Genomic DNA, 26017 nt, shown 5'->3' with positions numbered 1-26017 from the left:
ACGCGCTCGGGGTCGGTATCCTCGCCTCAGCCCGCGCGGGGAGGAGGTCGTATGTCGGTGCTGGTTCCGGGCACCCGATTCGCCGGCTATCGGATCGAAGGTCTGCTCGGCACAGGCGGAATGGGAACGGTGTACCGGGCGCGGCATCCCACGCTGTCGGTTCCGGTGGCCCTCAAGGTGCTTCGGCCCGGACGCGACCGGCGCGACGATCACGCCCTGTTCCGCCGGGAGGCGCGGCTGGCCGCACAGCTGGACCATCCGAATATCGTGGCCGTGCGCGATTTCGGCGAGGAAGACGGAATCCCTTGGATGGCCATGCAATTCGTGCGCGGCCGGGACGCGGCGGCCCTGCTGCGGACGAGTCCGGGCGGGCTGGATCCGGCGCGGGCGGTGCACATCGTCTCCGAGGCCGCCAAGGCCCTGGATCACGCGCACGAGAATCAGGTCATCCACCGGGATATCAAGCCCGCCAATATCTTTCTCGCCGAGGGCGACAATGGCCTGGACCGGGTGCTGGTCGGCGATTTCGGCATCGCCCGCAGCATCGCGACCGCGGAAACCTTGACCCGCACCGGATTCCGCGCCTATTCCGAACCGTACGCGCCGCCCGAGCAGCGCCTCGGCCTGCCGGTGGACGCCCGCGCCGATGTGCACGCGCTCGGTGTCACGCTGCACGAGTTGCTCACCGGCCATCTGCCCGGCGTCACCCCCGCACCCGCCGCGCACCGGCTGACCGCGCCCATGCGCGCCGTCACCGCCAGGGCTACCGCCGCCGAACCGGGTGAACGGTATGCCAGCTGTGGGGAATTGGCCGCCGCCGCCCGCGCGGCCCTGCACGAGAGTCCCCGGCCCCGCCCGCGGATCGCCGCGACGCTCACCGCGCTCGGTGTGGTGGCCGCGGCAATCCTGTTCGCGCTCTTGCGTTCCGACACCAGCGCTCCGGAACCCGCCGCGGCCCCCGTCACCACCCCCTCGAAGAAGGTCACCGTCTACACCGTCCGCTGCGAGCAGACCCGCCTGATCACGGTCGCACCCGGCCTGCACACCGTGGTCCCCACCAGCAAGGAGGGTGATCGGATCTGCATCATCCACTGGCGGGACTTCGAAGCCCAGCAGAACGGCGAGACGCCCTCCCCCGCGAACGACGCCGTGCGCGCACTCCAGGACGCCCTGAAACGCTGCGAGGCCGCGACCATCGGCGACGCGGCGGGCCTGTACCTCAAGGACACTCGCAATTCCGTGGTGGCGGCCCAGCACAAGTACGCCATCACCGAGGACGGCATCTTCGGGCCCAAGACCTCCGGTGTCATCCAGTGGCCGTATTTCACCGACGCCGGGAAACAGTTCGACCGGTGCGGAAATCTCGCCCCGCAGTAGCGACTACGACGCCGTCCAGGCCAGCAGCTTGTCCACGGGCCAGGTATTGATGATCCGGTCGGCGGGGACATGGTTGTCGAGGGCGCGCTGTGCGCCGTAACCGAGGAAGTCGAGTTGCCCGGGCGCGTGCGCGTCGGTGTCGATGGCGAAGTCGCAGCCGAGGTCGAGCGCCAGGCGCAGCAGGCGGGTCGGAGGATCGCGGCGTTCGGGGCGGGAGTTGATCTCGACCGCGGTGTTGTGGTCGCGGCAGGCGGCGAAGACCCGTTCGGCATCGAACCGGGATTCGGGACGGGTGCCACGACCGCCGGTGACGAGGCGGCCGGTGCAGTGGCCGAGCACGTCGGTGTGCGGATTCGAGACCGCGGCGATCATCCGCTCGGTCATGGCGGCGGCGTCCATTTTCAGTTTGGAGTGCACGCTGGCCACCACGATATCGAGGCGCTCGAGCAGTTCGGGCTCTTGATCGAGGCTGCCGTCGTCGAGAATGTCGACCTCGATGCCGGTGAGAATGCGCATGGGCGTGAACTGCTCGCGAAGTCCGTCGATGACCTCGAGTTGTTCGCGCAGCCGCTCCGGCGACAGCCCGTTCGCGACCGTCAGCCGGGGTGAATGGTCGGTCAGGGCGCAGTATTCGTGCCCGAGGGCCTTGGCCGCGGCCATCATCTCGGGGATCGGGGCCGAGCCGTCGGACCAGTTCGAATGCACGTGCAGATCACCGCGCAGGGCCGCCCGCAGTTCGCCGCCGCCCAGGTCCTGGGCGGATTCGCGGAGCTCGACGAGTGTCGCGGGCTCGCGGCCGGACCAGGCTTCGGCAATGACCTTGGCCGTCTTCGGGCCGATGCCGGGCAGCGACTGCCAATCACCGGACTTCCCGAGCTGCTCCCGCTGCGCCTGGTCGAGCCGCTCGATGATGTCGGCGGCATTGCGGTAGGCCATCACCCGGCGGGCGTCCTCGCGGGCACGGTCCTTGTAGAACGCGATCTGGCGCAGAGCGATCACAGGGTCCATGGCTCCAGTGTGCGCCGCCAGGGTTCCGGCGCGCGCTGCCGGAGGCGGGCGGCTGCCGCGTAGCCTTCGAAGCATGACTCTCGACCACGGTGACCCGGGTGACGCTCCGTCGATTCCCCAGCCCTTCGAACCCGTCGCGAACCCGGCGCGGCCCTCGGCGGCCGAGGAAGCCAGAACCGTTGCGGCGTCGACCAATACGGCCATCCTGGCGAGCCTGACCGGTGACGGCGATCCGTGGGCGTCGTTCGTGACCTACGGGCTGCTCGACGGGCAGCCGGTGCTGTGCGTCTCGCGCATGGCCGAGCACGGACGCAATCTCGACGGTGATCCGCGCGCGAGTCTGGCCATTGTGGAACCGAATCCGCCGCAGGACCCGCTCGCCGGGGCGCGGGTGACCCTGGCCGGTGTGGTCGAACGACCCGAGGGCGATGAGGCGATCGCGGCCCGCGAGGCGCATCTCGCGGCGGTGCCGGCAGCCAAGTACTACATCGACTACAGCGATTTCTCCCTGTGGATTCTGCGGGTGCGGCGGGTGCGCTGGGTCGGCGGATACGGGCGGATGGATTCGGCGAGCGCATCGGATTACGCTGCCGCCGTGGCGGATCCGATCCTGCCCAATGCGGCGCGGGCGGTCGCGCACCTCAATGACGATCACGCCGACGCCCTGCTGGATATGGCGCGCGCCTTCGGCGGCTACCCGGATGCGACGGCCGCGACCTGCGAGCGCGCCGACCGCTACGGGCTGGACCTGCGGTTGCACACCCCGCGCGGGTTCGCCGTCACGCGGGTCGGCTACTTCTCCCCCATCGATGCGATCGGCGCACTGCGTGCCGCGACCGTGGAGTTGGCGCAGCGCGCCCGCACCTCCTGACCCGCTGCCGCACAGCGCTTTTCGCCGCTGTCCGGAACCGGCCATGGCCAGCTGACTAGAACTCGTTCTACTCTGGCTTTCGTGGATGTGACATACGAGGGCACCAAGAGAGAAGTCGCGACCGAACAGGGCGTGCTGCGCTACCACGAGGCCGGGGACGGGCCGCCGCTGCTGCTGTTGCACGGCTCCGGCATCGGGGTCAGCGGGTGGCGCAACTTCCGCCGGAATCTGGGCGTTTTCGCCGAGCACTTCCACTGCTACGTGCTGGAATTCCCCGGCTTCGGCATCAGCGACCCGGTGGCCGGGCATCCGGTGCTCACCGCGGTCGACTCCGTCATCCGGTTCATGGACGCGGTGGGCATCGACTCCGCGCCCATGATCGGCAATTCCATGGGCGGGGTGGTCGCGGTCAATGTGGCGGTGAAACATCCGGCCCGGGTGGCGAAGGTGATCGCCATCGGCGGGGTCGGCACCGGCATCTTCAGCATCACCCCCAGCGAAGGCACCCGGCTGCTCCAGGAATTCGCCGACGATCCGAGCCGCGAGAAGCTGGTGCGGTGGCTGAACTGCATGGCCTACGACCGCTCGATCATCACCGAGGAGCTGATCGAGGAGCGCTGGCAGACGGCGAACCAGCCCGATTCACACGCGGTGTTGAAGGCCATGTACGGGTCGGAAGCCTTTGCCATGCAACAGAAATTCCTGGCCAACTCCGATATTCCGCCGTACTGGTCCATGCTGCACAAGGTGAAGTGCCCGGTGCTGCTGACCTGGGGGCTCGAGGACCGGCAGTGCCCGCCCGATATGGCCATGATGCCGCTGCGGCTCATTCCCCATGCGGAACTGCACACCTTCCCCAAATGCGGGCACTGGGTGATGGTGGAGGCCAAGGAGGCGTTCGAACGCGTGAGTCTCGAATTCCTGCAACGCAAATCGGCGTAGGAACCTGCCGGCCCGGCGCGCACCCTCGCGCGCCGGGCCGGAACGCTATTCCGTCGCGGGCTTCTGCGGCCAGCGCACATCCACCACGAGCCCGTAGTGGTCGCTGGCGTTCACGCCGGTGAGCGGCTCGTGAAAAGCCAAGTCGGCACTGAGAATCCGCCCCGCGCCCTCGGGCCGCAGGAACATGTCGCCGACGAATACGTAATCGATGCGCTGGGGCGGCACGTTCAGGAACCGGGCCTGCGGATTGGTCAGCGGATCGTAGGTGAGCCCGGGTTCGGTGGGCCGCAAGGTCTCCCACGCGTCCACGTAATGCGTACTCGTGCCCTCGATGACGGCATTGGCCTTGAGGAAGCGCATCTCGTCCGACTGCGGTTTGGCATTGAAATCACCACACAGAATCGGGGGCAGTGCCGTCCCGGGCAGGTGCCGTTCCCGGATGGCCTCGTCGATGGCCAGCACCTGCCGCACCCGGTGATACGCCTGCGCGGGCGGCGGCGCCAGATGCGTGCTGAACACATCGGCTCCCGCGGTGTGCGCGTACAGCAGCTCGGCGCGCATCCGCCAGGACGGGTGGGTGTCGCGGGGCGCGGGATCGACCGGCAGCTCCACCACATCCTGCTTGTCGATCGGCCACCGGCTCAGGATCGCCGACCCGAACCGCAGACCGGTCAGATCCCGTCCGGGCCAGGCGTCCTCGGGAAATTCGAAGCCGCCGAAACACCAGTGCCAGCGATCGGCGGCCGCATTGTCGGCCAGCCACCCGGCGGTATTGGTGCCCGGTTCGTCGACGTTCTCCCAGACCTCCTGCAGGCACACCACATCCGGGTCGAGTCGCTCGAACCAGGCCAGAATCTCGTGCCGCCGCTCCTCCCATCCGGGTTCCAGCAGCGACCCCATGTTCAACTGCGCGATCCGCAGCACACCCGACTCCGACATGCGACTCCCCTCTTCGGTCCGATACCGGCTATCTTGCGCCTCGGACTAGGCGCGCGGTGCGAAAACCGTTGCGTGGCAGGCGGTCAACAGGCTGATCAGTTCCTGGGCAGCGGCCGGGGCGAGCGCGGCGAACGCCGGGGTGATGAGATCGTCGGTGATCGTCTCGGCCTGGACCCAGCGGCCCTTGAGCTCGGTGGTGATCTCCTCGAAGGGTTCCGGCCAGCCGTAACCGCGCGCCTGCTGCGGGCCCGAGGCGAGCGGCGAACCGGCGATCAGGACCGCCTGCAGCGGGGCCAGGCCGCTGGAGCGGACCGCCATGAGGTGCAGGCCGCCGCGCAATTCCCGCAGGGTCTGGATCAATTGGAGGGCGCGGCCGGGGGCGTCCTCGGCCAAGGGCAGCGCGCGCCAGCCCGCGAACAGCGGCACGCCGGCGGGGTCGGCGGCATCGACGACGACCTGCAGCAGTTCGGCCAGGCGCTCGGTCTGGTCGAAACCGGCCAGCTTGCGGCGGCCGAAATCCTGGCAGGCACGCAGATAGCCTTCGGCGCCCTTGGCGGCCGGGGTGGCGGCGGTGGCCTCCCAGGCTTTGCGGATGGCGGCGGGCGGGAAGAACCCGAAGGCGGCGGTGACCACATCGGCGTCCACATCGCCGAGCACGCCGCCGCGGCCGCGGGTGTAACCGGGCAGGAAACCTTCCACTCCGGTGCTGGTGGCGAAGGCCTTGGCCTCCCGGGAGAACATGAATCCTCCACCGACCTGCTGGATCTGATCCTTCACCGCGGACGCTACCGACATGTCCGTTCCTCTCTGAGCGGAAAGCGCAATCGATCCGAGCGTATTTCACCGCCTGAAGGACCGGCACCGGGGGCCGGGTTGACGGCCGTCGAGCAGTGAAAGATCGCCAGCTGCAATGGCTTTCGGCGCACAGTATGCTGGGAGAGGTGCGCATCGTAACCTGTCACCGGCGGAATCGGCTGCCGCTCAACGTACCTCAGCTCACATCGGAGGCCGGACGGTAGACCTGTTAGATCCGCTAATCTTCTCGCAGTGCTAGGACATTCACACGCAACCAGCGGCGCGCTCGCCTGGTCGGCCGCCGCGGCGGCGCTACCGCTCACCCTGATGACCTATCCCGCAATGCAATCCGGCAGTATCGCGGCGGTCGATCTGGTCATGGGGACCTTTCTCACCGCGGGTGCAGCGCTTTTGCCCGACGCCGACCACCCCAAGGGCACCATTTCCCATGTGCTGGGACCGGTTTCGCATTACGCCTGCCGTTTGATCAATATGATCTCCGGCGGCCACCGGCACGGAACGCATTCACTGCTGTTCGTCGCGCTCGTCACCTACGGCACCTGGGCCGGAGAACATTGGATCGGCCGCAATTTCACCATCGCGCTCTGCTTCTTCCTGCTGGCCCTGGCCATCAAGGCGCTCAATCTCGCACCCAGCGGCGACGGCATCAAATCGTGGGGCACCGTCGTCATTCTCGCCACCGCCGGCACCTTCGCCATCGACCACTGGATCAGCGACAAACCCGCGTGGCTGCCGTTCTGTGTCGGGCTCGGCGCGCTCGCCCATCTCATCGGCGACTGTCTCACCGACCGCGGCTGCCGGCTGCTGTGGCCGCTGAAGGTGCGAACACGATTCCCGATCATCGATCGCACCGGCAACAAGGTCGAGACGCTGATCGTGGTGCCGCTGTTCGCGCTCGCCACCCTCGCACTGCTCTGGTACACCATCACCACCCACCAGCCGTAGACCCCGGGACCTGCTCGTAGGATGCCCAGATCGGCAGTGGAGCAGAAACGGAGCAGCGATGAGCGATCGGGAAGAACTGACCTGGGAGCTGTTCGGCTCCGCGAGCCGGGACCTGGCCCAGGACATCGCGGACGACGGCTACGAACCGGATCTGATCCTCTCCATCGCCCGCGGCGGGCTCTTCGTCGCCGGCTCCCTCGGCTACGCCCTCGACGTGAAGAACCTGCACGTCATGAACGTCGAGTTTGAGACGGCAGCGTGAAACGCCCCCTGACTAGATGCCCGGTCAGGGGGCGTTTTCTATTGCAGGGCAAGGGTATAGATCTGATCTACCCCCTTCGTGCTCATCACCGGAGATCACTCCGAATCGGGGTCAATCCCGTTCAATTCGTGCCCTGAAACGTGCCATAGCCCGAATACACAAAAAGGCCCCCGAACCCATCCCGCGAGGGACAGGCCGGGGGCCTTCGTTCTGGACGGTCTTACGCCCACCACCGCTTCAGGTTGATCACAGCACCAGGCTTGAACCCGAACGGCCCATACCCCATGTCCTCCGGCAGGCCGATCACCTGATACGTGAACCCGTCCGCAAGCGTCTTGATCTCGTCACCGTGGCGTACCGGCGGGAAACCCGGAGGCACGTACATTTCAACCTCTACAACTACAGCCTCAACGCCTGCGGTCTTAGGCACCAACGACTGAGGGGCATTCCAGCCAATCACCTTCGTGGTGACAGTGTTCTGCCCCCTCGCCATGACCTCCACAGTCCACGGCGTCTTAAAGGGCCTCACAGCGCACGCTTCCGGTACCGATGCAACACGGCCTGTTCGACCAGAGACCAGCCTTGGAAGCCCGCACCGATACGGCTACTCATCGAACCAGCCGACTGGTATTGCTCGGTCTGACTCGGGTTCACCGCCATGCGCGCGGAGGCCGCAAGGATCACTGCTACAACGTCTTCCGGGATATCGTCCGGCACGGTGCCCTTGAACCCGTTCCGCGTGTAGGCCCGCGCAAGGGTCATGACCACCGAAGCGCACTCGTCGGCAACCAGTGCAATGTCCGGGTCACCCATGAGGGCTGCGAGCTTCTTGCCCCACACCCCCGGTTCGGGCTCCGGCGGCTCCGGCTTGTCCTCGGTCCGGTACTCGTAACCCACCTTCGCGAGAAGACGCCGATACACCGGAGTCAACTCCTCAGCCTCGGAAGGCCACGGGTTGGGGGCCTTGGCGAAGAACCCTAGGTTTGTGTCGCTGGACTCGTCGTACAGCTCCACAATCCAGCCTTCGGCCCCGGACTCGAAGTATTTGGCAACGAAGCCCGCGAACTTCTCCCCCGGCTGCCCCCACTCGTCTTCGATCTCGTACGGCTGGGACAGCTTGAACCACGCCTTGATGTCGTCGTGCCCCTCCCAGTGTCCGGGAAGCCCTTCGTTGAGGGTGGCGTATGCGGCGTTCGCGTCCCGCAGGTCGTACCCGATCTTGTCCAGAAGTTCCGAGTACAGGGCGTACAGGGCCTTCGAGTCGGTAGGCCACACGGCCGCTTTCACCGGGGTGATGGACGGAACTACCGCCTTGTCGCCTTCGTGCACCAGCACCGCCGACTTGTCGGCGTATCGGACAACGAAGCCCGGAACGTCCTCGGTCGGGTAGCCGTCTTCGTCAATGCCGTTCCACGGAGCCGACAACTTGAACCACGCCTTGATCTTCGCCTTGTCGGCGCTACCGTCGCCGGTCTCCCAGTACTCCGGCAGGCCCTCTTGCGGTGTCCCGTAAGGTCTTTCAGCCATTCTCAAACCTCCTCATACAGGAAAAGGAGGGGCACCCGTGGGCACCCCTCCGATTCGAGAACTACTTAGTACCGGCCTTGAAATCCTTGTCGAGAACGACAATGCCCTCGGGGTGCAGCAGGCCCAGGTCATAGCGGGTCACCACGCGGATACCGGTCTCGTCGGTCTCGGCGTACAGCTCGTCCAGAACCACGACGGACGGGGCAAGGTCACGGACCACCATCACCTGAGTCATGTCCGCCAGCACGGCCTTACCGGCCGGGAGCTTGTTGGTGACGGTCACCGGGATGCCACGCAGGCGCGGGGTCGAATCCTTGGTGAGGTCCTGCTCCATGAGGTAGCGGTCCTGCTTGTCCTTCAGCTTCGAGATGGTGGCGAAGTCGGCACCCGAGATGAACCAGCGGTTCGGGTTCTTAACTTCCTTCGAATTCGCAAGCGCGACAGCATCAATGAAGCAATCCGGGCTAGTAAGGTCCAGCTTCATCTTCTGGACTTCAGCCTGGTTGATGATGCCGGTAATGCTCTTGTCGGCACCGTCGCCAATCAGAAACGCGGTATCCAGGGTGTCGGCAACGGACTTGACCAGACGCGCCTTCAGGGCGGCATTCAGGCCAAGCACGGACTGGCGGACCATTTCGTTCGTGAACTTGGTGATGATCTTCAGGGACTTGCGGTCCGAAGGCATCATCTTGACGTCATCGAACTTCACGTCACCGCTGGGGATCTGCTCGCCTTCGCCGACGAAACCCACGGTCGGACCGGAGACCAGGCGGGGGAAGCGGACCGGCTCGGACGAATCCTTGATCTGGGGGCCACTGGCCAGCACGACGGATTCGGCTTCGAGGGGCTGCACCAGGACGTTAACAACCTGCTCGTGCAGGAGGGCCTTGGTGTTCGAGGTAGTTGCAGTCATGTTCTTGTCTCCCTAGGGGATTGAATGGAAAAGCCCCCACGGTTTCGCGGGGGCTAGAAGGGACTCCATTCGCCGCCAGGGCGAAGAAGAAGGGGAGGGGCAGCGCCAGGCTGCACCCTCCCCGATTCAGTTGTCAGAAACGCTAGGCGTCAGCCCGGAAGTGCCGTTTTAGCTGAGGCCGTGAACCACCAAGGCGTACGAGCGGGCCAACGAGTCCAGGGTTGAAACACTGGTCTCCGGGATGGCCTTCGCCTTGATCGCTTCGAGCAGGGCGGTAGCGGTAGCAACCTGGGCCTTCTCCACCGGCCGGTTCATGCGCTTGCGTAGGAGCTTTTCGAACTCCTCTTGACTGGTGATCGGCTGGAAGCTCACAGTCCACCCCGCATCATGGCCAGAAGGTTCACATCACCCGAAGCGGAAGGCCGGGCACCCTGGTTGATATCCCCCACGGGCTTACGCGAGGCAAGGTGAGGCTTCCGGGTGAGCAGGTCCGCAATGGCAGCGTCCAAGGCTTCCGGGTTGTCCAGGTGCTCCGGGTCGTACGGCAGGTCTGTCGGGTCGGCAAGCTTGCCGGTACCGGTCACCAGGGCAGCGTGAAGGCGTTCCGCCAGTGCATCGGCCTGCTTGGCGCGGTCGCGGTACGAAGCGTTCTCCTTTCGCAGCTTCTCGACCACGGAGCGGGGGAAGGTGTCCGGCTCCTGCTCCTCGCCCTGCTCGGGCTCTGGGGTACCCACAATCTGGGTATCCTCCGCGCTTTCGGAAAACCCTTCGTTGACCTGGGGATCTTCCGAGGCCGGCGGGGCCGCGGGGGTCTCAATCGTCTTGTCTTCCAGCATGTTTAACTCCTTCTGATTCGAATTCATTTACCGCGTAACCGGATTGGCTACGCACGTACAGCCCTTATGGGTGGGCATCTCGTGGTCCTTGTGCCACACCTGCCCGTCACGCCACCACCACGTACACAGCTGACAGGCCCCCGGCTCCAGCTCACGCACCCAGCCGGTAACCCGGTCGTTCTGCTTCATGGCCTGGTTAAAGGCGTTCACAGCCGCTTCTAGGGGCTCCGCAAGGGCAAGCCTGCCCACGGACACAGAACCCAGCTTCACGGCCGTAGTTGCCGACTTCTGCAACCTGTCCGCATCACCCGCCGGGGGCACAATCCCTTGCACCTCCACAGGCTCACCGAGCCGTTGCATGAGGGTCGAAGCTAGGCCCAGGTCCGCAAGTGCCGTAGCACGCGAATTAGCCCCCGCAATCAACCGAGCGAGAAGGGCAACCGTCTCGTCATGCGATAGCTCCCCCGCTTCGAATCGGGCGTACAGCGCCAGCGCCTTGCGTTCCGTGTCGGCACTGAGGGTCACCACCTGGTCCCGGTAGCTCACTCGGCAACCACCAACGCCTTCAGGTCAACCCCTGCGCCGTCCAGGGCCTCCATGCGCCACGCCTGCCGGATCTCGATAATCTCGGCGTCGTCGTAACCCATCTTCTTCAGCGCGTACGACGGCGGAAGCACCTTCGCAACAACCAACTTGGTAAGCGCGTCGGCCTGCTGCGCCTCCGAACGAGTAGCCGGGTCCGCCCACTGCACCCGAGCTTCCACGCGCTCCGGGGCAACCCCATCGCGGGCAGCGACCATGAGGCGGGCCACCTGCTCCCACGAACGGCCAAAGGTCGCCTGCCGGGCCTCAGCGCGAGCGGTAAGGGACGACTCCGCAGCACGCATAGCGTCCGCACTGGCCGGGTTATTCGAGAAGACACCAATCATGTGCTCAGGCAGCGCAGACACTGCCATGATCTGGCCAAGGATCACCTGGGTAGAGGTCTTGTATCCATCGATAGCCCCCGGCTCCAACTGCCCGAACTTGGTCTTGTCGTCCTCGGAGATCATGGCCCGATTGCCCTCGGGGATCGGGTTCACGGCATTGCCGTCTTCGTCCTCCTCCAACTCCAAGCCGGTAGCCCAACGGCGCGGGCGGCCCGTGTATTCGGAGGTAACGAGCATGTCCGCAAGCGTCTTGTTCAACGCGTCGCACAACGGCATCAAGTCCTTGATTTCGGACCGGCCACCACCGACCAGGGCGCGGCCATCGGTGCCAAGGATCAACTGTCGGTCCGTGTTCATGAACGGCACCACGGGCACAACGCCCATCGGGTTAGGCGTCTCGCCGACAACCTTGTACCCCTGCGTCGTGGCACCTGTCTGGTTGGCCCGGAGATGAACGATTCGGTCCGGCAGGTACAACGTGGCTTCCGTCGTGGTCCGAGTCGTCCAGCGCTTCACTGCGGCCGTAACCTGCCGGGTTCCCGGATCGGTTTGGACGGCAACCTGGGAAGCCGATTCCACGGACACGGTAGGGCGGCCATCCTTCGCCCACACGGACACGAACGACTGACCCAAGAGCAGGGCCTCACGGTGGACCATGTGCGAGGTCTGATCCAGGTCGTTGCGAATCCAGTCCGGCCACACATCCGCGCCACTGAAGCCAGTCACCCGCAGGCGCTCCGCCAGCGACTCCACAGCAAGGCGGGGAATGTTCGAGTTGATGCGCCCGAAGCGGTTGCCCAGGGCGGCCTTGGCCTCCGGCGACAGGAACGACAACGCCTGTTCACCCTCGTAGTAGCGGTTCAATTCCGCGTACCAGCCGGACGGCTCATCAAGCCGCTGCATAAGGTCGATAATCAGGTTATCCATTGAAACTCCGAACTTTCTTTTTGGCCTTCTTCGCGTGCCAGGCGGCACGGTCATAGGCGACGATTGCCGCAACAGCGGCATCAATCTTTCGAGGGGAATTGCGGCGGTCCTTCCGAACCAGATCACCCATAGACGTTCGCTCTACCGCGCAATGAGCGACATGGGCGGCAAGTCGTGAATCTCCGTCGTGCGTGACGGTCTCCTCAACGACTGCCTGATAAAGCCGGTCCGTGGCCGGTGCCATGCGCTGCACCTGGTTGGTAGGCCACTCAATAACCCGCTTCTCGCCGAACAGCTTTTGCCACTGCTCAATCTCTGCGTGCCACCCGTACGGGTCACAGGCAAGCTCGGCAACGTCGTACTTGCTGAATGCGAGCACCACGGCATTGGTCACGTCCTCGCGGGACACCCGCCAACCAGAATCGCCGGTGTTCTCCCATAGACCTTCGACCCACACATGACCGTCCAAGGTGCAGCCGATAAGTGCCGTGCTGTCTCCGGAGTACGAACCATCGAACCCGAATACAACCCGCTCCCCGGCCTCTGGACGCCTGTTCGTGTCTGCTCGGCCATCCCAGGACCCCCAAGGCAGCCAAGCGTCCGAGCCTTTAACCCATTGGCCTAGACGCAACTGCCGGAACCTTGGTTCACGCATGGTCCGCATGACCGAAGCCATTCCGTCCTCAGTCAAGAACGGACGCTTGCACGACATTGCCGGGTTGCCGATCTTCCACGCTTCCCGGTCGTCAATCGCGCAGCCTTCGGGGGCAGCGTGCTCCTTGTAGTAGAACGACGGATCATCACCCGCACGCCCATACTCGACCAGCTTCCACATAACCGAGTCCGGGTTATGGCCCGGTGTGGAAATGGCCAGTGTCAGCGACTCGGGACGCTTACCGGCCACCGACGTAACCGCTTCCCAAACCTGCTCGGTGACTACGTGCAATTCGTCCACGATCATTAGGGACGGGTCCCAGCCGTGCAATGCCGCTTCGTCGGCCGGTAGCGGGATTAGCTTCGCGTCATTCTCTGGTAGGTGCAGGTGGTCTTTGTAGACATGCACCCTGTCGGCAAGCTCCGGGTTTAGCTCGATCATTCGCCGGGCCAAGTTGAGCGTTAGATTGGCCTGCCTTTGGTCCGAAGCAACAACCAGCACCTCGGCAGAGGCCGGGCCAACGAATAGCTCGGCCACACCCAGGGCAGCAGCAAGAGCGGTCTTGCCATTGGCTCGCGGCATGGATACCAGCGCGGTGCGAACTCCCGGAGCAAACGCCCCCCGGACAATTTCCTTCTGGAAGTCCCGGAGGTTAAGGGGCTCCTTGGCCCCTACGCCCTTGGGTGCAACCACGTACTCACGGATGAACCGTTCACGCCTCTTGGCTCTATCGGTCGGCCATCCTTTGAAGCAGAGCGGTTCGGCAGTAATTCGCCTCTTAGGGCCTGCTGCTATTGCCATGGCAAACCACTACACCCGTAGTGTGAGGGAAACTCTGCCTTGCCAGAGGGAGGAAGTTCGACGGGCCTAGGGGATACTCCCCACCCCTCTGGTTGCCTCTCTCCCGCACTTTTACGACCATTGCAAGGTCTGCAAAGGACTTGGATATTAGATCGCTTATACGCAAGCTCAGGGTGCGTTACGTACGGCTTGATGTGATCAGCGGTCAAGTCCTCGGTAGCACTACACCAGGTGCACCATGGTTGATTGGTCCGAGCCCAAAGGCTTAGCTTCTTCCACTTCGCATTGTTCTGGTGAACATGCTCCTTGCTCCGCTGCTTGGTACGTACCGGCTTATGGTCGGGGCAATAGGTACCGGGACTAGGCTCCCCGCATTCAAGGCATGGCTTCAACATTTGTCTGCCTCGATTGCTCGCATGTGCTTACGCGCTGTACTCGGATCAATGCCAAGAGCGTGAGCTACCTCGGTACTGGTAGCGGTGGGGTACTGGCCTAGGTGGTCCTGCACCCTCCCCCTGTAGCTGGGCCTACCGGGTCCTGCCTCTGTACGCCATGTGGCACGCTCGGCATCTTGGGCTTGGAAGTAGCAGCGGGCTAGGCCACGCCGGGAGTAGACGCGTTCGGGTCGCTTACGTGCTCCGGTACGGATACCGGACTTCAGCCTGTAGTTGGCCCTCCACCTTTGTAGGGTTCGATGGCTGGTTACTCCGACCAGGGTCATTGCATCCCATTTGTCTAGCCACTTGTCCGGAATGGATCGGTCTAGGAGTCGGTATAGTTCCCGTTCTCTTCGGTCCTTCAGGGGCCGGACTGGTTGGGGTTCGGGGTCTGGCATTGCTTCGACCATTGCGGCCAGTTGCCGCAGTGCTTCACTCGGATATTCGGTCATTGGCTCCATTCCCCTTTCCACGTGGTTGGTGCACTGATCTCGTAGAGCGGTCGCTCTTCGGTCTCTCGATATAGCTCGGTCAGTTGGTGCACGTTGTTGGAGTCCCACCACTTGCCTATCTCTGGCCAGTCCCGTTGCACTTGGTGTTCGGTTAGGTTCCGGTCCTTGGCTAGTTGCCGGATGGCAGGCACAAGCTCTTCGGCTGTAGTGGGTATAGGAGAGATACCTTTAGGTATCTCTTTATTGGTCTGTTCCTTTGTTAGGCCACCAGGTGGCCCAACCGGAGCGTCTTCCCTAACGCCTGCTTGTGCGGATATGGCCTCACCATTTCCGGATGGGTCAACAGTTGGCCTGTCCGATTTGGCACAACCAGCCGTAACGGGCTCGTCGGTGGCCCCACCAATCCCGTAGATGGCCCAACCGGATTCCAGGTGCACCTTGTAGGCGTTGGAGTCGTTCGGCCTGCGGGACACCTCGATTGCTCCGGCACCCTTCAGGCGTGAAATGCTCCGCTTTGCCGTCCGGTCGCTCTTGCCGGTGCGCTTACTCAGTTGGGGCATGGTCGGGTCGCAATTGCCTTCACGGTCCGCGTAGGACAGGAGGGCAACCAGGGTTCGAAAGTCCCGGTCTTCGATCGGTGCCGATATCAGGTGCACGGGCACTATGGCGAACTTGCTCACTAGGCCGCCTCCTGGTCGCTCCTAGTGAATGCGTTGGCTTCTTCGTAGGCGTGAATGTCTGCCCACCTGTAGCGCACGGCACGGCCGTAGCGGATGAATCGGGGGCCTGTGCCTAGGTAGCGTTCGTTCGCTAGCGTGCGGGTGGTTGTGGCCCGGTATTCGGCGTATTCCTCGGGGGTTGCGAGTTTGCTTCTGTCGCTCATGGGGCGTAGCCTCCGTTCTGTTGCTTGACCGGGCATCCGTTGCGGGGAATTCCGGTTTTGGACATGAAAAAATAGGGCTAGACGCAATTGGATGCGTGCCCTTGTGCTTACGTTTCTTTCAATGTCTCTGCTGTGGAGTTTTCAACGTTCCAGTACCTTCGAGGTACCTGGGAAACACTATTGCTAGTGGCCGACAGATTCATACAACACGGCATGTTGCGAATGAATGGCATATGCCCAGGTGGGGCCGGATAAATAGCCTTGTGGCGTGACAATTGCCGCCCGAGTCGCTGCCCCCGAGCGCCACGCCTTCAATGCCGGGGATATGCGCAGGTCAAGGCCATGCAAAAGAAGATTCTGAGAGCCCGGTCACAAACCCTTGACTACGCACCAATGGCAACAACAGTCACAGAAGACGCAGTGAAGCGAGTCACGGCTACTTGCCAGCTACTGGACAGCTGACCTACCGTCTAGAACATGGCACACAAACAGGAACCCCAGGACAAGGACACCCGCACACCTCTCGCCGACTACACCGGGGAAGAACTGGCCGCCGAGATCACCCGTCGCCTACACGACGCAGCCAAGGCCATGAACACCCCCTACGGCAACCGAGCCACCGGCCAGACACAGGACTGGTGACATGGCCCGGCCACCCATCGAAGAAGGCAAGCGCGGAGAAGCGCACGCCTCCATAGACAAAGCCCGGCAGGCAGAGGGCAAGAAGGACTATTGGCGCGGTATCTGCCGGTACAGGCTCACCGGGGAACGCAAGCCACGCACCGCGCAGGCGTACCGCACCTCAGAGGCCAAGGCCAAGCGGGACGCAGCCGACGCCGCAGACAAAGCCCTGAAGACCAGGAAGCCCGAATACGGGCAGAAGTACAGCAGCAAGACCACAGTCCTTGAACTGTGCATGTCCTGGTACGAGCGGGAGAAGGCCGACCCGAACGGCAACCGTGGCCAGTCCATCGCAGCCTTCTACACGGAGATAGTGAAGCGCCCCGGCGGCAAGAAAGGCACCGTCAAAATCCAGGGCTCGGAGCTGGGCAACATGCCCATCGGGGAAGTGCGCACGTCCCACGTGGAGCGGCATCTAGACCCGATCCGTCACATGACAGAGAAGGCGTACCGGCAACGACTGATCCTGGTTGAAGCCTTCGCGCTGGCTGCCCGTGATGACGCGATCACCGGCAACCCTGCCCGTGAATCCGAAACCATCGAACGCGGGCACAAGGCAGAGCCCAAGCCGTTCACGCCCGAACAGCTGCAACGGTTCTGGGAGATTGAGGCCAAGTACTTCGAGCTATCTCCGACCGCTAACAAGCGGTTCATGGACATCACACGGCTTACCTATGACCTGCTCGGTAGGCCGGGCGAAGCCTTGGGCGTCATCTGGGAAGACGTGGACCTAGAGGCGGGCACGGTGGCCATTACGGGCACGGTGGTGCAGGTGGACGCAGACGGCAAGCGGAAGGTGTGGCGGCAACCCATGCCGAAGGAAGACGAATCGGTTCGAACCGTGAAGGTGTCCGCCCCGACGTTGGCCATGCTGAAGCGTCGGTGGTTGGCAGCAGGGAAGCCCAAGACGGGCCTGGTGTTCCCGAACAAGCTGGGCAACCCCATCTCCGCAACCATGTTCCGGGAAACGTGGGTGCGGGTCCTGAAGGGCACCGAACTGGACTGGGCTACCCCGAAGGCCCTCCGCAAGACGGGCATGACTCGGATCTCCGAGAAGTACGGGGACAAGGCCGCGCAGCAGCAGGGCGGGCACGCTATCGGGTCTAGGGTTACCCGGAAGCACTACGTGCCTACGGTGCGTGAGACCGTGGACTTCACGGACGCGCTCCATGCATGAATACCGTCCGCTCGGGTGACGGTATTCGAAAACGTGCGATAGACGTGCTCCCGTAGCACGATAACCCACGTTCTTGCGGGTCAACCCAGGGTAAGGGTTAGACCGTCGAGTTCTACACCGGCGTCGATCAGCGGCTGGCCATGCCCGTCATGCTGCCGCCCGTGCCCAGCGTCGTCGACCTCACCGGGGCGAAAGTGCTTGTCGCCGATGATGTCGCCGACACCGGCAAGACGTTGAAGCTGGTGCGCGACTACTGCTCCGACCATGTGGCCGAGGTGCGCTGCGCGGTCGTCTACCAGAAGCCGCACTCCGAGGTGGACTGCGAATACGTGTGGAAGCGCACCGACCGGTGGATCAACTTCCCGTGGTCGGTGCTGCCGCCGGTCACCAATCGGCAACCGCGCGTGCTCGACGCCTAGAACCTCGAGGCCCGCAACGCAGAACGCGCCGGGATCGACACAGTGTCGAACCCGGCGCGTTGCCGTGTGTGGAGCAGACTCAGACCAGCTCGGCGGACAGGATCGTCACCGCGGCCAGATCCTTCGGCACATCGCCGTGGCCGTTCTTGCTGCCGGTCGCCACGCCCTCGATCGCGTCGACGACGGCATTGCCCTCGACAACCTTGCCGAACACCGCGTAACCGAAGCCGTCCTGGCCCGGGTAGTTCAGGAAGCCGTTGTTGCTGGTGTTGATGAAGAACTGCGCGCTCGCCGAATGCGGCGCCGAGGTGCGCGCCATGGCGATGGTGTACTTGTCGTTCTTGAGACCGTTCGAAGCCTCGTTCTCGACCGTGTTCGGAGCGGGCTTCTGCTGGAACTCGGGTGTGAACCCGCCACCCTGAATCATGAAATTCGGGATCACGCGGTGGAACACGGTGTTGGAGTAGTGGCCCGCCTTGACGTAGTCGACGAAATTCGCGACGGTCTTCGGCGCCTTGGCCTCGTCCAGTTCCAGGGTGATGTCCCCGGCGGAGGTCTTCAGGAGCACTTTGGTCATGGGGTTCATCGTATGGGACCGGCAAACCGAGCGACCGCGCGGCATCGAAAGGCCCGCATCGGACGCTCGCAAATCGTTGTGGCCCAACGGGACTGCGCGTTTGTAGGCTGTAGGCCAGAGCACCGGCGCGCCGGAGGGCGCCCGGGGGGACAGGAGGCCGCCATGACCGTCACCGAATCCAGCGGAGCGGGCAGCTACCTCCAGCTCTTCGACCACTCCGTCCGCGCCGACCCGTACCCGCTGTACGAGAAGATGCGGGCAGCTGGGGCGCTGCGGCTGCCGGACAGCCCCATCGTGCTGCTCACCCGGCACGCCGACTGCACGACGGTGCTGCGGGATCCGCGGGCCAGCTCGCAGAACTCCATGCCCAAACTGCGGTTCGCGCTGACGCCGCCGGGCGCGGTCGTGCCCACCAATCTCATTGCACCCCGGCACAATCCGTCGTTCCTGTTCCTCGACGCGCCCGATCACACGCGGCTGCGGCGGCTGGTGCAGAAGGCGTTCACACCGCGCGTGGTGGCCGAGCTCGCGCCGCGCATCGCCCGATTCGTCGACGAGACCCTGGACCGCGCCGCCGCCACCGGCGGCTTCGACGCCGTCGAGGATCTGGGCTATCCGCTGCCCATCACCGTCATCTGCGAACTGCTCGGGGTGCCGCTCGACGACGAACCGCAGCTGCGCCGGCTCTCGGCCAGTCTCGCCCGCCTGCTCGATCCGGCCGCGCCCACCGAGGCCGGATTCGGCGTCGACCTCGCGGACATGATCACCGCGCGCGAGGAACTCGACGACTACTTCGACCGGCTCACCGCGCAGCGCCGCCGCGACCCCGGTCCCGACCTGCTCACCCAGCTCATCGCCGCCGAGGACGAGGGCGACAAACTCACCCACGGTGAACTCATCGCCACCTGCGGGCTGTTGCTCATCGCCGGGCACGAGACCACCGTCAACCTCATCTCCAATACCGTTCTCGCACTGCTGCGCCGGCCCGAGATCCTGGCCGCACTGCGCGAAAACGCCGAGCTCGCACCGCATGTCATCGAGGAATCGCTGCGCTTCGACCCGCCGGTGCAGCTCATGCCCCGCGTCGCCCTCGAACCGATGCGGTTCGGCGACACCGAGGTCGCCGCCGGTGAGGTTGTCATGGCCATCATCGCCGCCGCCAATCGCGATCCCGATGTCTTCCCCGACCCCGGCCGCTTCGACACCACCCGCGACAACCGTCATCTGTCCTTCGGTCTCGGAGCCCACTTCTGCCTCGGCGCACCGCTGGCCCGGCTCGAAGCCCGCATCGCCATCACGAAATTCGCGCAGCGCGTCCGCTCACCCCGGCTGGTGGCCGATCCGCCCGAGTACCGCATGCACGTCAACCTGCGCGGACCGTCCAGCCTCCCCATCGAATTCGACGGCATCATCGCCGCAACGGACTGACCCTCACGCCTCGTACAGCTCGAGCGGCAACCCGTCCGGATCGGCGAAGAACCCGAACCGCTTCCCCGTGAACTCGTCCACCCGCACCTCCTCGACGGCAACGCCCCGCGCCGCCAGCTCCCCCAGCGCCGCCGCCACATCCGCCACCACGAACGCCAGATGCCGCAACCCCGCCGCCTCCGGCCGCGACGGTCGCGGCGGCGGCTCCGGGAACGAGAACAACTCCACCTGTCCCCCGTCCGGCAATGCCAGATCCAGCTTGTACGACCGCCTCTCGGCCCGATAGTTCTCCGCGATCACCCGAAGCCCCAGCACCTCGGTATAGAACGCCTTCGACCGCGCATAGTCCGAGGCAATGATCGCGACATGATGGATCCGCTCCAGTTCCATCCCAGCGACGCTAGCCCACCATCTCTCCGGCTGCCTCTCGCCAACACGCCGCGTTCACATGCCCAGATGCGCATATTTCCATGTAGGTATGTTTACGCCGATTCGGATGCACACACCGGATGTCCGTCCGCCCTAGATCGCGAGCGCAGCCGCCGCAGCGGCCTTCGCCATCCCGGCATACGAGCCACCGAACAGCACGACATGCACCAGCAGCGGATGCACCTGATGCAGTGGAATCCGTTGCCGCCAGCCCGAAGCCAACGGCCGAGCCTCCTGATAGGCGGCCAGGATCCGGTCGAGCCGAGGCACCCCGAACAGCGCGAGCATGGCCAGATCGGTTTCCCGGTGACCTCCGTGCGCGGCCGGATCGACCAGCACCGCACGCCCTCCGGTCCACAGCACATTGCCGGACCACAGATCACCGTGAATGCGCGCGGGCGGCTCGGCCGGACCGGCCAGCTCGTCGATCCGATCCATGACGCGCTCGATCAACACCACCCCGTCCCGCCCCAGATGCGGTGCGGCAGCGGAGAGATACGGCGCGATCCGCCGCTCGGCATACCAACTCCCCCACTCCCCCGCGCTCAGTGAATTGTCCAGCGGCAGAGCGGCAATATTCCCCACCCAGGGTGCACCGTAGACACCGGGCGAATCGGCATGCAGCCCCGCGAGCGCCCGCCCGAACCGTTCCGCCGCCACCGTCGACGCGGGTTCCGTTGTCAGCCAAGGCAACACGAGCATGCGATCGTCGACCGCCACCACCTCCGGCACCAGCCCGGCATCTGCCTGCGCCAGCCACCGCAACCCCGCCGCCTCGGCCTCGAACACCCCGGCGCCGTCCGCCGCCTTCACGAATACCGAACGCCCACGCAATTCACCTCGATACAGCGTCCACGCGTGACTCTCCCCTACGCGTTCGAGCTGGTCGACCGCGACGCCGGTGAGCCCGGTGAGGTGTGCTCGCACGTCCATGGGGATTCATTCAAGCCGATACGCGATCGCGGAGGAACATGGCGGTGACGGGGTCGGCGGGGAAGAAGGCTTCGATGGCCAGTTCGGCGACGGTGACGTTCATCGGGGTGCCGAAAACGGTTGTGACGCTGATGAAGGCGAGGTCGTGGCCGTTCAGGCGCACGCGGAGGGGAACCACGGCCTGGTCGGGGGCGGGCAGGCCCGGGGATTCTTCGCCGCCGGGGTAACCGCGCAACTCCTTCAGCAGAGCGATCAGGTCCGGGGCGCCGGTGGCGTCGATTTGGTGTTCGAGGCGTTCGAAGAGATGGCCGCGCCATTCGGGGAGGTTGAGAATTCGGGGGGCCAGACCCTCGGGGTGGAGGCTGAGGCGCAGGACGTTCACCGGCTGGGTCAGCAGGGTGGGCGATACGCCTTCCAGGAAGAGGGCTATTCCGGCGTTGGCGTCGAGCATGTTCCAGCCGGAGTCGACGGCCAGGGCGGGGTGGGGTTCGTGGCCGGTGAGGATTTGGCGGACGGCATTGCGCACGGATTCCATCGCGGGGGTGTCGAGGGCGGGTTCGCTGTAGACGGGGGCGTAGCCGGCGGCGAGGAGCATCCGGTTGCGTTCGCGCAGCGGGATTTCCAGCTCGTCGGACAGGTGCAGGATCATCTGGCGGCTGGGGGTGGCGCGGCCGGTTTCGATGAAGCTGAGGTGGCGGGTGGAGGTTTCGGCGCGGCCGGCCAGTTCGAGCTGACTGAGGCGACGGGCGACCCGCCAGTGCCGGAGCAGGTCGCCTGCCGTGTGGGTAGCCATGCGTCGATCGTACGAATCGCGTATGACTGCGGACCATTACCCGCGGGGTAATGACCGTCAGTGCGAGGGGCGGTGGAGGGCGAACTCGGCCAGGGAGATCGGCGGGTGGCCGCCGTATTGCTCGATGGCGGGGGTGATCTCGTAGAGGCCGGTGCCCTCGCCGAGAATGCGGAAGATCTCCCACAGTTTGGTGAGATGTTCGGCGGCGTGGGTGGTGCCGTAGAACTCGAGCGCCCACTGGTACCAGCGGTCGGGGTCGGTGTCACGGTAGGTGCGGCCCAGGGTTTGGGCTGCGGCGCCGATGGTTTGGACGTCGCCGGTGAGCAGCAGCACCGGGTCGGCCTTCACCGTCGGGTCGGCCAGCAGACCGGCGGCCACGCGGGCCACATCGGCGGCGGCGATCAGCGGCAGCTGGGTGTGCGCCGGGCCCATGGGCAGTTTCAGGCTCGAGCCATTGCCGGTGTCGGCGACCAGGGCCAGGTTCTCGTAGAAGACGGCGGCGCGCAGATGGATCGCGCCGATATTGGCCCAATCCAGAATCTGCTCGGCGACCCAGTGCTGGCGCATGCGCGGGGTGAGCGCGTGCGGACCGGCCGCGAGCTGCGAGACCGCGACCACCCGCTCGAGTCCGGCATCGTGGCAGGCGACGGCGAACGCGCCTGCGGCATCGAGTAATCCGTCGATCACCGGATAGGTGAAGTACGCCGAACGGACGCCGTCCACGGCGCTGCGAATGACGGCGATCTCCCGCAGATCGCCGACCACGACCTCCGCGCCCAGGGCCCGCAGCACGGTGGCGCGTTCGTCCTCGGTGTGGATGAGGGCGCGGACGGGAACCCCGCGCCCGAGTAATTGCGCTGTGAGGTGCCGACCGGTGGATCCTTGACGTCCCCCGGCGGCACCGGTGACCAGTACCGGCTCCATCTCCCAACCCTACGGTGTGGCTCTTTGCGCCACAGGGAGTTTCGCCAGGAGTTCTCTCACGCGGGCAGATCTTCGGCCGCCCCGGCGGCCGCCGGGGTCGCCAGATAGGTCAGCGCGCTGGGGTGGCGCGGGTCCAGGACGATGGACTGTTCCTTCAGGCGGCGCGCCACCGCGGGCGTCGCCCAATAGCGCGGCCAGCTGCCGCGCGTGACCGCGACCCGCAGCCGGTGCCCGGCGCGCAGGACGGCCTCGGTCGCGGTGGTGTCGATATCGAGATCGTGTGGGACACCGGGGGTTACGGGCAGCACCGAGTCGGCGGTCAGCGGGTGCTCGGGGGCCACCAGGTGGCCGTCCACGTAGCGGCTGGCGGCCTCGTCGACGGCGCGACGCGTGGAACGCAGTGCGCCGCGGGCGATCACCGAGGAGGTGCCGTCGGGCGCGACATCGCACACGGTGACCGCCCAGAAGGCGTCGGTCCCGGTGGTCACCACGCGCAGGCGCAGGCTGAGCGGACCGGAGATGACCAGGTCCTCGGCCAACGGCGCACCGGTGAAGGTGACCGCGGCGGCCTCGTACCCGCGGTCGTCGATGGACCAGTCGCGGCCGAGCGCAGTGGTCAGGCCCATGTTGATCCAGCTGCTGGTCTGCGATGCCAGCTGGGGACGCTTGCGCGGCAACCGAATTCGACGCTGATGCCGGTCGGGTTCGGCGTGCAGGGAGCCGTCGGCGGCGGCGTGCGCGCCCGCCCCGCTGGGTTGCGCCGACAGGAACTCGCGCCGCACCCGCGCCGCCGGATGCGGATAGCCCGCCCGGCTCACCCAGTCTCCGCCCAGCTGGCGGACGGTGACCGGCCCGTATTCGTCGATACCGTTGTCGATGCCCTTGACCCAGCGATCGAAGAAGGCGCACTGCAATTCGTCGAGCCGCTGCGGATGGTCGGGACTGCCGAAGCCGGTGCCCACCCCGACGTGATAACTGTCCTCCACCACCAGCTGTGCCGCCCCGGCCGGGAGGTCGAGCCGATTGTGCAGGCCGGGAACCGAATGCGCGAAGACGTCGTGCCAGCCGGCCTGGATCCAGGTGGCGGCGGCGATGTTCTCCAGCCGGGGCCGGCGGGCATGCGCGTCCGCGTTGTAGAAGTGCTCGGGGTGCGCGTCGTCGAGGATCGCACCCACCACATCGGGGATCCGGGTCAGCGGGCTGGCCAGCCGGTCCCGCAGATAACGCAGCGCGGCACCGGATTTCAGCAGTCCCGGCACCGACGGCAGCCATTTGCCGCCATTGACCGCCGCCAGCCAGACGGGCGTGAACGTGGACTGCATGCCGCCGGTGAGGATCAGATCCTTGGTGCCGTCCTCGGAGCCGACGATGGCGAAGACGGCCTTGAGCCCCTCGGGCCGGTGCCCGGCGGTGAGCAGTGCGGTGATGGCCAGATAGGAGATGCCGGTCATGGCGAGATCGCCATTGCACCAGGGTTGTTCGCGCACCCAGGCCAGTACCTCCAGATGATCCTGCTGTTCGCGCTCGGACATGACCTGCAGGCGTCCGGTGGAGGTGCCGGTGCCGCGCACGTCCACCGAGACGTGGACGTAGCCGCGTGAGATGAGCGTCCGATTGGCGCGGATCGACTCCAGCAGGCCGCCGCCCAGCGTGCGCAGCATCTCCCGCCCGCCCGCGCGACCGTGCGCGGATGGTTTCACCAGGCGATACACCCACGGACCCGCGGCGGTGACGGCATCGATGAGCGGGTCGGCGCGGGTCAGCAGGGTCTTGTTGTAGGGGGTGATGCTGATGACCGTGGGCAGCGGTTCGGTGATCGCGCGCCCGCGGCGGTCGGCGGGGCGGGTGATGTCCGCGGAGAGAATCGTGCCGTCGCTCAACCGGATTCCGACGCCGCGCCGCACCCGCACTTTCGGGTGGATGACGGGACCGAGCTCGAACCGCGCGTTCGGCGGCAGCGCGGGGCCGGGGGCCGGTAGCGCGGAGGTCAGCGAGACATCGTGTGGATGCGCCATGATCGGCTCCTTTGCCGAAAACAGCCCGCCACCATGCGGGCACTGTTGTCTCAGACGGTAGCGGGCACAGCAGCCGGCTGTCACTAGGTCGGCGAGCCGAATTTCCCGGTCGCCATTGTGCATTCGGACAGCACCCTGAACTGATATCCGGCAGTATTCGAATTGCCGCGAAACAGTGGTTGTACCGATGCGGGACAGCGGTTTTCACGCTCGACCGGTCACCGAACGCGGTCCGGGCGGGAGGACAGCGCGGCCCGGGTGTGGCAGGCTGGCCTGGCATGAAGACCATGCTCATCACGGGGGCCACATCGGGCATCGGTCTGGCCGCCGCGCAGCAGCTGGCCGGGCAGGGGCATCGGCTGGTACTCGTCGGACGCAATCCCGAAAAACTCTCCACCGCAGCCGATCTGGTGCGTGCGGCCGGCGCCGGGGCGGTCGATACGCTGCGCTGCGACATCGGATCGCTCGGCGCGGTCCGCGAACTGGCCAGGACAGTCCAGGCCCATTACGGCAGACTCGATGTCCTGGCCAATAATGCGGGCGGATTCCATGTGCGCCGCACCGAAACCGGCGACGGCATCGAGGCCACCTTCGCGGTGAATCACCTCGGCGGCTTCCTGCTCACCGAACTGCTCATGGACCTGCTGCTGCACAGCTCCCCCGCGCGCATCCTGTTCACCTCGTCCGTCATGCATTTCGGGGCGACCCTCGACACCGAGGACCTGAGCCTGCGGCGCGGCTACAACCCGTCCGCGGCGTACGGGCGCGCCAAACTCGCCAATGTGCTGTATGTGCGCGAACTCTCGCGGCGGCTGGCGGGAACGGGCGTGACCGCCAATGCCTTTCACCCGGGTGTGGTCGCCACCGGCATCTGGGACGCCGCGCCCTGGGTCGTGCGGCCCGCCATGGCGGCGGTCAAGAAGCTGTTCATGATCTCGCCCGAACGCGGCGGCGAGGCGCTCAGCTATCTGGCCTCCGATCCGGATGTGGGTGCGGTGTCGGGATGCTACTTCCAGCGCAATCGGGTGAAAGCGCCCTCGCATGCCGCGCGGGACGACGAGGCCGCGCGGCGGCTGCACCGGGCCTGCGCCGAACTGACCGGCCTGCGGGACTGATTTCCC

The 26017-nt window shown here is 65.5% G+C and carries 27 protein-coding genes and 2 pseudogenes; 10 read left to right on the top strand and 19 right to left on the bottom strand.

What is annotated here, in order from left to right:
- The first annotated feature begins 51 nt into the window (after nucleotides 1-51).
- Nucleotides 52-1377: a serine/threonine-protein kinase gene (locus tag H0264_RS21450; RefSeq protein WP_181579191.1), complete on the top strand. Its 1326-nt coding sequence runs from the start codon at nucleotides 52-54 to the stop codon at nucleotides 1375-1377.
- Between the two features lie 3 nt (nucleotides 1378-1380).
- On the opposite strand, the gene H0264_RS21445 is transcribed toward H0264_RS21450, so the two are convergent.
- Nucleotides 1381-2385 carry a PHP domain-containing protein gene (locus tag H0264_RS21445; protein ID WP_181579190.1) on the bottom strand — a complete coding sequence of 335 codons (1005 nt, stop codon included), beginning with the start codon at nucleotides 2383-2385 and terminating at the stop codon, nucleotides 1381-1383.
- Nucleotides 2386-2458: 73 nt separating this feature from the next.
- Here H0264_RS21445 and H0264_RS21440 point away from each other — a divergent pair, with 73 nt between their 5' ends.
- Together H0264_RS21440 and H0264_RS21435 are read left to right on the top strand one after the other, a co-directional pair.
- On the top strand, nucleotides 2459-3256 hold the full coding sequence (locus tag H0264_RS21440) for a HugZ family pyridoxamine 5'-phosphate oxidase (RefSeq protein WP_181579189.1): 798 nt from the start codon (nucleotides 2459-2461) through the stop codon (nucleotides 3254-3256).
- Between the two features lie 81 nt (nucleotides 3257-3337).
- Nucleotides 3338-4198, top strand: coding sequence for an alpha/beta fold hydrolase (locus H0264_RS21435; RefSeq protein ID WP_181579188.1), 861 nt, complete (start codon nucleotides 3338-3340; stop codon nucleotides 4196-4198).
- A gap of 45 nt (nucleotides 4199-4243) precedes the next feature.
- Here the strand turns inward: H0264_RS21435 and H0264_RS21430 are convergent, their stop codons facing one another.
- Together H0264_RS21430 and H0264_RS21425 are read right to left on the bottom strand one after the other, a co-directional pair.
- The gene (locus H0264_RS21430; protein WP_181579187.1) at nucleotides 4244-5137 is read right to left on the bottom strand and encodes an endonuclease/exonuclease/phosphatase family protein; all 894 of its coding nucleotides are present in this window, start codon (nucleotides 5135-5137) and stop codon (nucleotides 4244-4246) included.
- A 45-nt stretch (nucleotides 5138-5182) separates the two neighbouring features.
- Complete coding sequence (locus tag H0264_RS21425; RefSeq protein ID WP_181579186.1) at nucleotides 5183-5932, bottom strand: SCO6745 family protein; 750 nt, start codon at nucleotides 5930-5932, stop codon at nucleotides 5183-5185.
- 252 nt (nucleotides 5933-6184) lie between these two features.
- Between H0264_RS21425 and H0264_RS21420 the strand changes: the two genes are divergently transcribed.
- Both H0264_RS21420 and H0264_RS21415 read left to right on the top strand, forming a co-directional pair.
- Nucleotides 6185-6898, top strand: coding sequence for a metal-dependent hydrolase (locus H0264_RS21420; protein ID WP_181579185.1), 714 nt, complete (start codon nucleotides 6185-6187; stop codon nucleotides 6896-6898).
- A gap of 58 nt (nucleotides 6899-6956) precedes the next feature.
- A pseudogene (locus tag H0264_RS21415) lies at nucleotides 6957-7151 on the top strand (phosphoribosyltransferase); the annotation flags it as partial.
- Between the two features lie 229 nt (nucleotides 7152-7380).
- Here H0264_RS21415 and H0264_RS21410 read toward each other — a convergent pair.
- From H0264_RS21410 to H0264_RS21365, 10 genes are all read right to left on the bottom strand, one after another.
- Nucleotides 7381-7653 carry a hypothetical protein gene (locus tag H0264_RS21410; protein WP_181579184.1) on the bottom strand — a complete coding sequence of 91 codons (273 nt, stop codon included), beginning with the start codon at nucleotides 7651-7653 and terminating at the stop codon, nucleotides 7381-7383.
- A gap of 32 nt (nucleotides 7654-7685) precedes the next feature.
- Nucleotides 7686-8687, bottom strand: coding sequence for a hypothetical protein (locus H0264_RS21405; RefSeq protein ID WP_181579183.1), 1002 nt, complete (start codon nucleotides 8685-8687; stop codon nucleotides 7686-7688).
- A 61-nt stretch (nucleotides 8688-8748) separates the two neighbouring features.
- Complete coding sequence (locus H0264_RS21400; RefSeq protein ID WP_181579182.1) at nucleotides 8749-9600, bottom strand: phage major capsid protein; 852 nt, start codon at nucleotides 9598-9600, stop codon at nucleotides 8749-8751.
- A 168-nt stretch (nucleotides 9601-9768) separates the two neighbouring features.
- Nucleotides 9769-9972: a hypothetical protein gene (locus H0264_RS21395; protein WP_181579181.1), complete on the bottom strand. Its 204-nt coding sequence runs from the start codon at nucleotides 9970-9972 to the stop codon at nucleotides 9769-9771.
- Complete coding sequence (locus H0264_RS21390) at nucleotides 9969-10436, bottom strand: hypothetical protein (protein WP_244975901.1); 468 nt, start codon at nucleotides 10434-10436, stop codon at nucleotides 9969-9971. The genes H0264_RS21395 and H0264_RS21390 overlap by 4 nt, the downstream gene beginning before the upstream one ends.
- Before the next feature lie 27 nt (nucleotides 10437-10463).
- Nucleotides 10464-10646, bottom strand: a complete 183-nt coding sequence (locus H0264_RS21385) for a hypothetical protein (RefSeq protein WP_181579180.1) — start codon at nucleotides 10644-10646, stop codon at nucleotides 10464-10466.
- Between the two features lie 332 nt (nucleotides 10647-10978).
- Complete coding sequence (locus H0264_RS21380; protein WP_181579179.1) at nucleotides 10979-12292, bottom strand: phage portal protein; 1314 nt, start codon at nucleotides 12290-12292, stop codon at nucleotides 10979-10981.
- On the bottom strand, nucleotides 12285-13640 hold the full coding sequence (locus H0264_RS21375; RefSeq protein WP_244975900.1) for a terminase large subunit domain-containing protein: 1356 nt from the start codon (nucleotides 13638-13640) through the stop codon (nucleotides 12285-12287). Before H0264_RS21375 ends, H0264_RS21380 begins: the two co-directional genes overlap by 8 nt.
- A gap of 98 nt (nucleotides 13641-13738) precedes the next feature.
- Complete coding sequence (locus H0264_RS39340) at nucleotides 13739-14143, bottom strand: HNH endonuclease (protein WP_420831981.1); 405 nt, start codon at nucleotides 14141-14143, stop codon at nucleotides 13739-13741.
- Nucleotides 14144-14633: 490 nt separating this feature from the next.
- Nucleotides 14634-15317, bottom strand: coding sequence for a helix-turn-helix domain-containing protein (locus H0264_RS21365; protein ID WP_181579177.1), 684 nt, complete (start codon nucleotides 15315-15317; stop codon nucleotides 14634-14636).
- A gap of 680 nt (nucleotides 15318-15997) precedes the next feature.
- Here H0264_RS21365 and H0264_RS21360 point away from each other — a divergent pair.
- From H0264_RS21360 to H0264_RS21350, 3 genes and pseudogenes are all read left to right on the top strand, one after another.
- A complete protein-coding gene (locus tag H0264_RS21360; RefSeq protein WP_181579176.1) occupies nucleotides 15998-16162 on the top strand; it encodes a hypothetical protein in 165 nt (54 codons plus the stop codon).
- Between the two features lies 1 nt (nucleotide 16163).
- The gene (locus H0264_RS21355) at nucleotides 16164-17378 is read left to right on the top strand and encodes a site-specific integrase (protein ID WP_181579175.1); all 1215 of its coding nucleotides are present in this window, start codon (nucleotides 16164-16166) and stop codon (nucleotides 17376-17378) included.
- A gap of 104 nt (nucleotides 17379-17482) precedes the next feature.
- A pseudogene (locus tag H0264_RS21350) lies at nucleotides 17483-17797 on the top strand (phosphoribosyltransferase); the annotation flags it as partial.
- Between the two features lie 79 nt (nucleotides 17798-17876).
- Here the strand turns inward: H0264_RS21350 and H0264_RS21345 are convergent.
- A complete protein-coding gene (locus H0264_RS21345) occupies nucleotides 17877-18374 on the bottom strand; it encodes a peptidylprolyl isomerase (RefSeq protein ID WP_181579174.1) in 498 nt (165 codons plus the stop codon).
- 162 nt (nucleotides 18375-18536) lie between these two features.
- Between H0264_RS21345 and H0264_RS21340 the strand changes: the two genes are divergently transcribed.
- Nucleotides 18537-19802 (top strand): cytochrome P450, encoded by a 1266-nt coding sequence (locus H0264_RS21340; RefSeq protein WP_181579173.1) that lies wholly within the window; start codon nucleotides 18537-18539, stop codon nucleotides 19800-19802.
- A 3-nt stretch (nucleotides 19803-19805) separates the two neighbouring features.
- Here the strand turns inward: H0264_RS21340 and gloA2 are convergent, their stop codons facing one another.
- From gloA2 to H0264_RS21315, 5 genes are all read right to left on the bottom strand, one after another.
- Nucleotides 19806-20192 carry an SMU1112c/YaeR family gloxylase I-like metalloprotein gene (gloA2, locus tag H0264_RS21335; RefSeq protein ID WP_181579172.1) on the bottom strand — a complete coding sequence of 129 codons (387 nt, stop codon included), beginning with the start codon at nucleotides 20190-20192 and terminating at the stop codon, nucleotides 19806-19808.
- A gap of 132 nt (nucleotides 20193-20324) precedes the next feature.
- A complete protein-coding gene (locus H0264_RS21330) occupies nucleotides 20325-21164 on the bottom strand; it encodes a fructosamine kinase family protein (RefSeq protein ID WP_181579171.1) in 840 nt (279 codons plus the stop codon).
- A 10-nt stretch (nucleotides 21165-21174) separates the two neighbouring features.
- Nucleotides 21175-21957 (bottom strand): helix-turn-helix domain-containing protein, encoded by a 783-nt coding sequence (locus H0264_RS21325; RefSeq protein WP_181579170.1) that lies wholly within the window; start codon nucleotides 21955-21957, stop codon nucleotides 21175-21177.
- A 57-nt stretch (nucleotides 21958-22014) separates the two neighbouring features.
- Complete coding sequence (locus tag H0264_RS21320; protein WP_181579169.1) at nucleotides 22015-22881, bottom strand: NmrA family NAD(P)-binding protein; 867 nt, start codon at nucleotides 22879-22881, stop codon at nucleotides 22015-22017.
- Between the two features lie 56 nt (nucleotides 22882-22937).
- Entirely contained in the window at nucleotides 22938-24896 is a 1959-nt protein-coding gene (locus H0264_RS21315) for a CocE/NonD family hydrolase (RefSeq protein WP_181579168.1), read from the bottom strand.
- A gap of 278 nt (nucleotides 24897-25174) precedes the next feature.
- On the opposite strand from H0264_RS21315, the gene H0264_RS21310 reads away from it, so the two are divergent.
- The gene (locus H0264_RS21310) at nucleotides 25175-26011 is read left to right on the top strand and encodes an SDR family NAD(P)-dependent oxidoreductase (RefSeq protein ID WP_181579167.1); all 837 of its coding nucleotides are present in this window, start codon (nucleotides 25175-25177) and stop codon (nucleotides 26009-26011) included.
- The last annotated feature ends 6 nt before the right edge of the window (nucleotides 26012-26017 follow it).

Origin of the sequence: Nocardia huaxiensis (assembly GCF_013744875.1) — a bacterium.
In the GTDB taxonomy this organism is placed as follows: Bacteria; Actinomycetota; Actinomycetes; order Mycobacteriales; family Mycobacteriaceae; genus Nocardia; species Nocardia huaxiensis.
Note: the sequence above shows the minus strand (reverse complement) of the source record. Positions and strands in the feature narration are given on the sequence as shown.

Bases quoted from the DNA above. Each gene is read 5' to 3' on its own strand.
- H0264_RS21440 (WP_181579189.1), top strand. From the start codon at position 2,459: ATGACTCTCGACCACGGTGACCCGGGTGACGCTCCGTCGATTCCCCAG.
- H0264_RS21400 (WP_181579182.1), bottom strand. From the start codon at position 9,600: ATGACTGCAACTACCTCGAACACCAAGGCCCTCCTGCACGAGCAGGTT.
- H0264_RS21340 (WP_181579173.1), top strand. From the start codon at position 18,537: ATGACCGTCACCGAATCCAGCGGAGCGGGCAGCTACCTCCAGCTCTTC.
- H0264_RS21330 (WP_181579171.1), bottom strand. From the start codon at position 21,164: ATGGACGTGCGAGCACACCTCACCGGGCTCACCGGCGTCGCGGTCGAC.
- H0264_RS21410 (WP_181579184.1), bottom strand. From the start codon at position 7,653: ATGGCGAGGGGGCAGAACACTGTCACCACGAAGGTGATTGGCTGGAAT.
- H0264_RS21390 (WP_244975901.1), bottom strand. From the start codon at position 10,436: ATGCTGGAAGACAAGACGATTGAGACCCCCGCGGCCCCGCCGGCCTCG.
- H0264_RS21320 (WP_181579169.1), bottom strand. From the start codon at position 22,881: ATGGAGCCGGTACTGGTCACCGGTGCCGCCGGGGGACGTCAAGGATCC.
- H0264_RS21345 (WP_181579174.1), bottom strand. From the start codon at position 18,374: ATGACCAAAGTGCTCCTGAAGACCTCCGCCGGGGACATCACCCTGGAA.
- H0264_RS21325 (WP_181579170.1), bottom strand. From the start codon at position 21,957: ATGGCTACCCACACGGCAGGCGACCTGCTCCGGCACTGGCGGGTCGCC.
- H0264_RS21315 (WP_181579168.1), bottom strand. From the start codon at position 24,896: ATGGCGCATCCACACGATGTCTCGCTGACCTCCGCGCTACCGGCCCCC.
- gloA2 (WP_181579172.1), bottom strand. From the start codon at position 20,192: ATGGAACTGGAGCGGATCCATCATGTCGCGATCATTGCCTCGGACTAT.
- H0264_RS21355 (WP_181579175.1), top strand. From the start codon at position 16,164: ATGGCCCGGCCACCCATCGAAGAAGGCAAGCGCGGAGAAGCGCACGCC.
- H0264_RS21360 (WP_181579176.1), top strand. From the start codon at position 15,998: ATGGCACACAAACAGGAACCCCAGGACAAGGACACCCGCACACCTCTC.
- H0264_RS21405 (WP_181579183.1), bottom strand. From the start codon at position 8,687: ATGGCTGAAAGACCTTACGGGACACCGCAAGAGGGCCTGCCGGAGTAC.
- H0264_RS21380 (WP_181579179.1), bottom strand. From the start codon at position 12,292: ATGGATAACCTGATTATCGACCTTATGCAGCGGCTTGATGAGCCGTCC.
- H0264_RS39340 (WP_420831981.1), bottom strand. From the start codon at position 14,143: ATGTTGAAGCCATGCCTTGAATGCGGGGAGCCTAGTCCCGGTACCTAT.
- H0264_RS21450 (WP_181579191.1), top strand. From the start codon at position 52: ATGTCGGTGCTGGTTCCGGGCACCCGATTCGCCGGCTATCGGATCGAA.
- H0264_RS21310 (WP_181579167.1), top strand. From the start codon at position 25,175: ATGAAGACCATGCTCATCACGGGGGCCACATCGGGCATCGGTCTGGCC.
- H0264_RS21430 (WP_181579187.1), bottom strand. From the start codon at position 5,137: ATGTCGGAGTCGGGTGTGCTGCGGATCGCGCAGTTGAACATGGGGTCG.
- H0264_RS21425 (WP_181579186.1), bottom strand. From the start codon at position 5,932: ATGTCGGTAGCGTCCGCGGTGAAGGATCAGATCCAGCAGGTCGGTGGA.
- H0264_RS21445 (WP_181579190.1), bottom strand. From the start codon at position 2,385: ATGGACCCTGTGATCGCTCTGCGCCAGATCGCGTTCTACAAGGACCGT.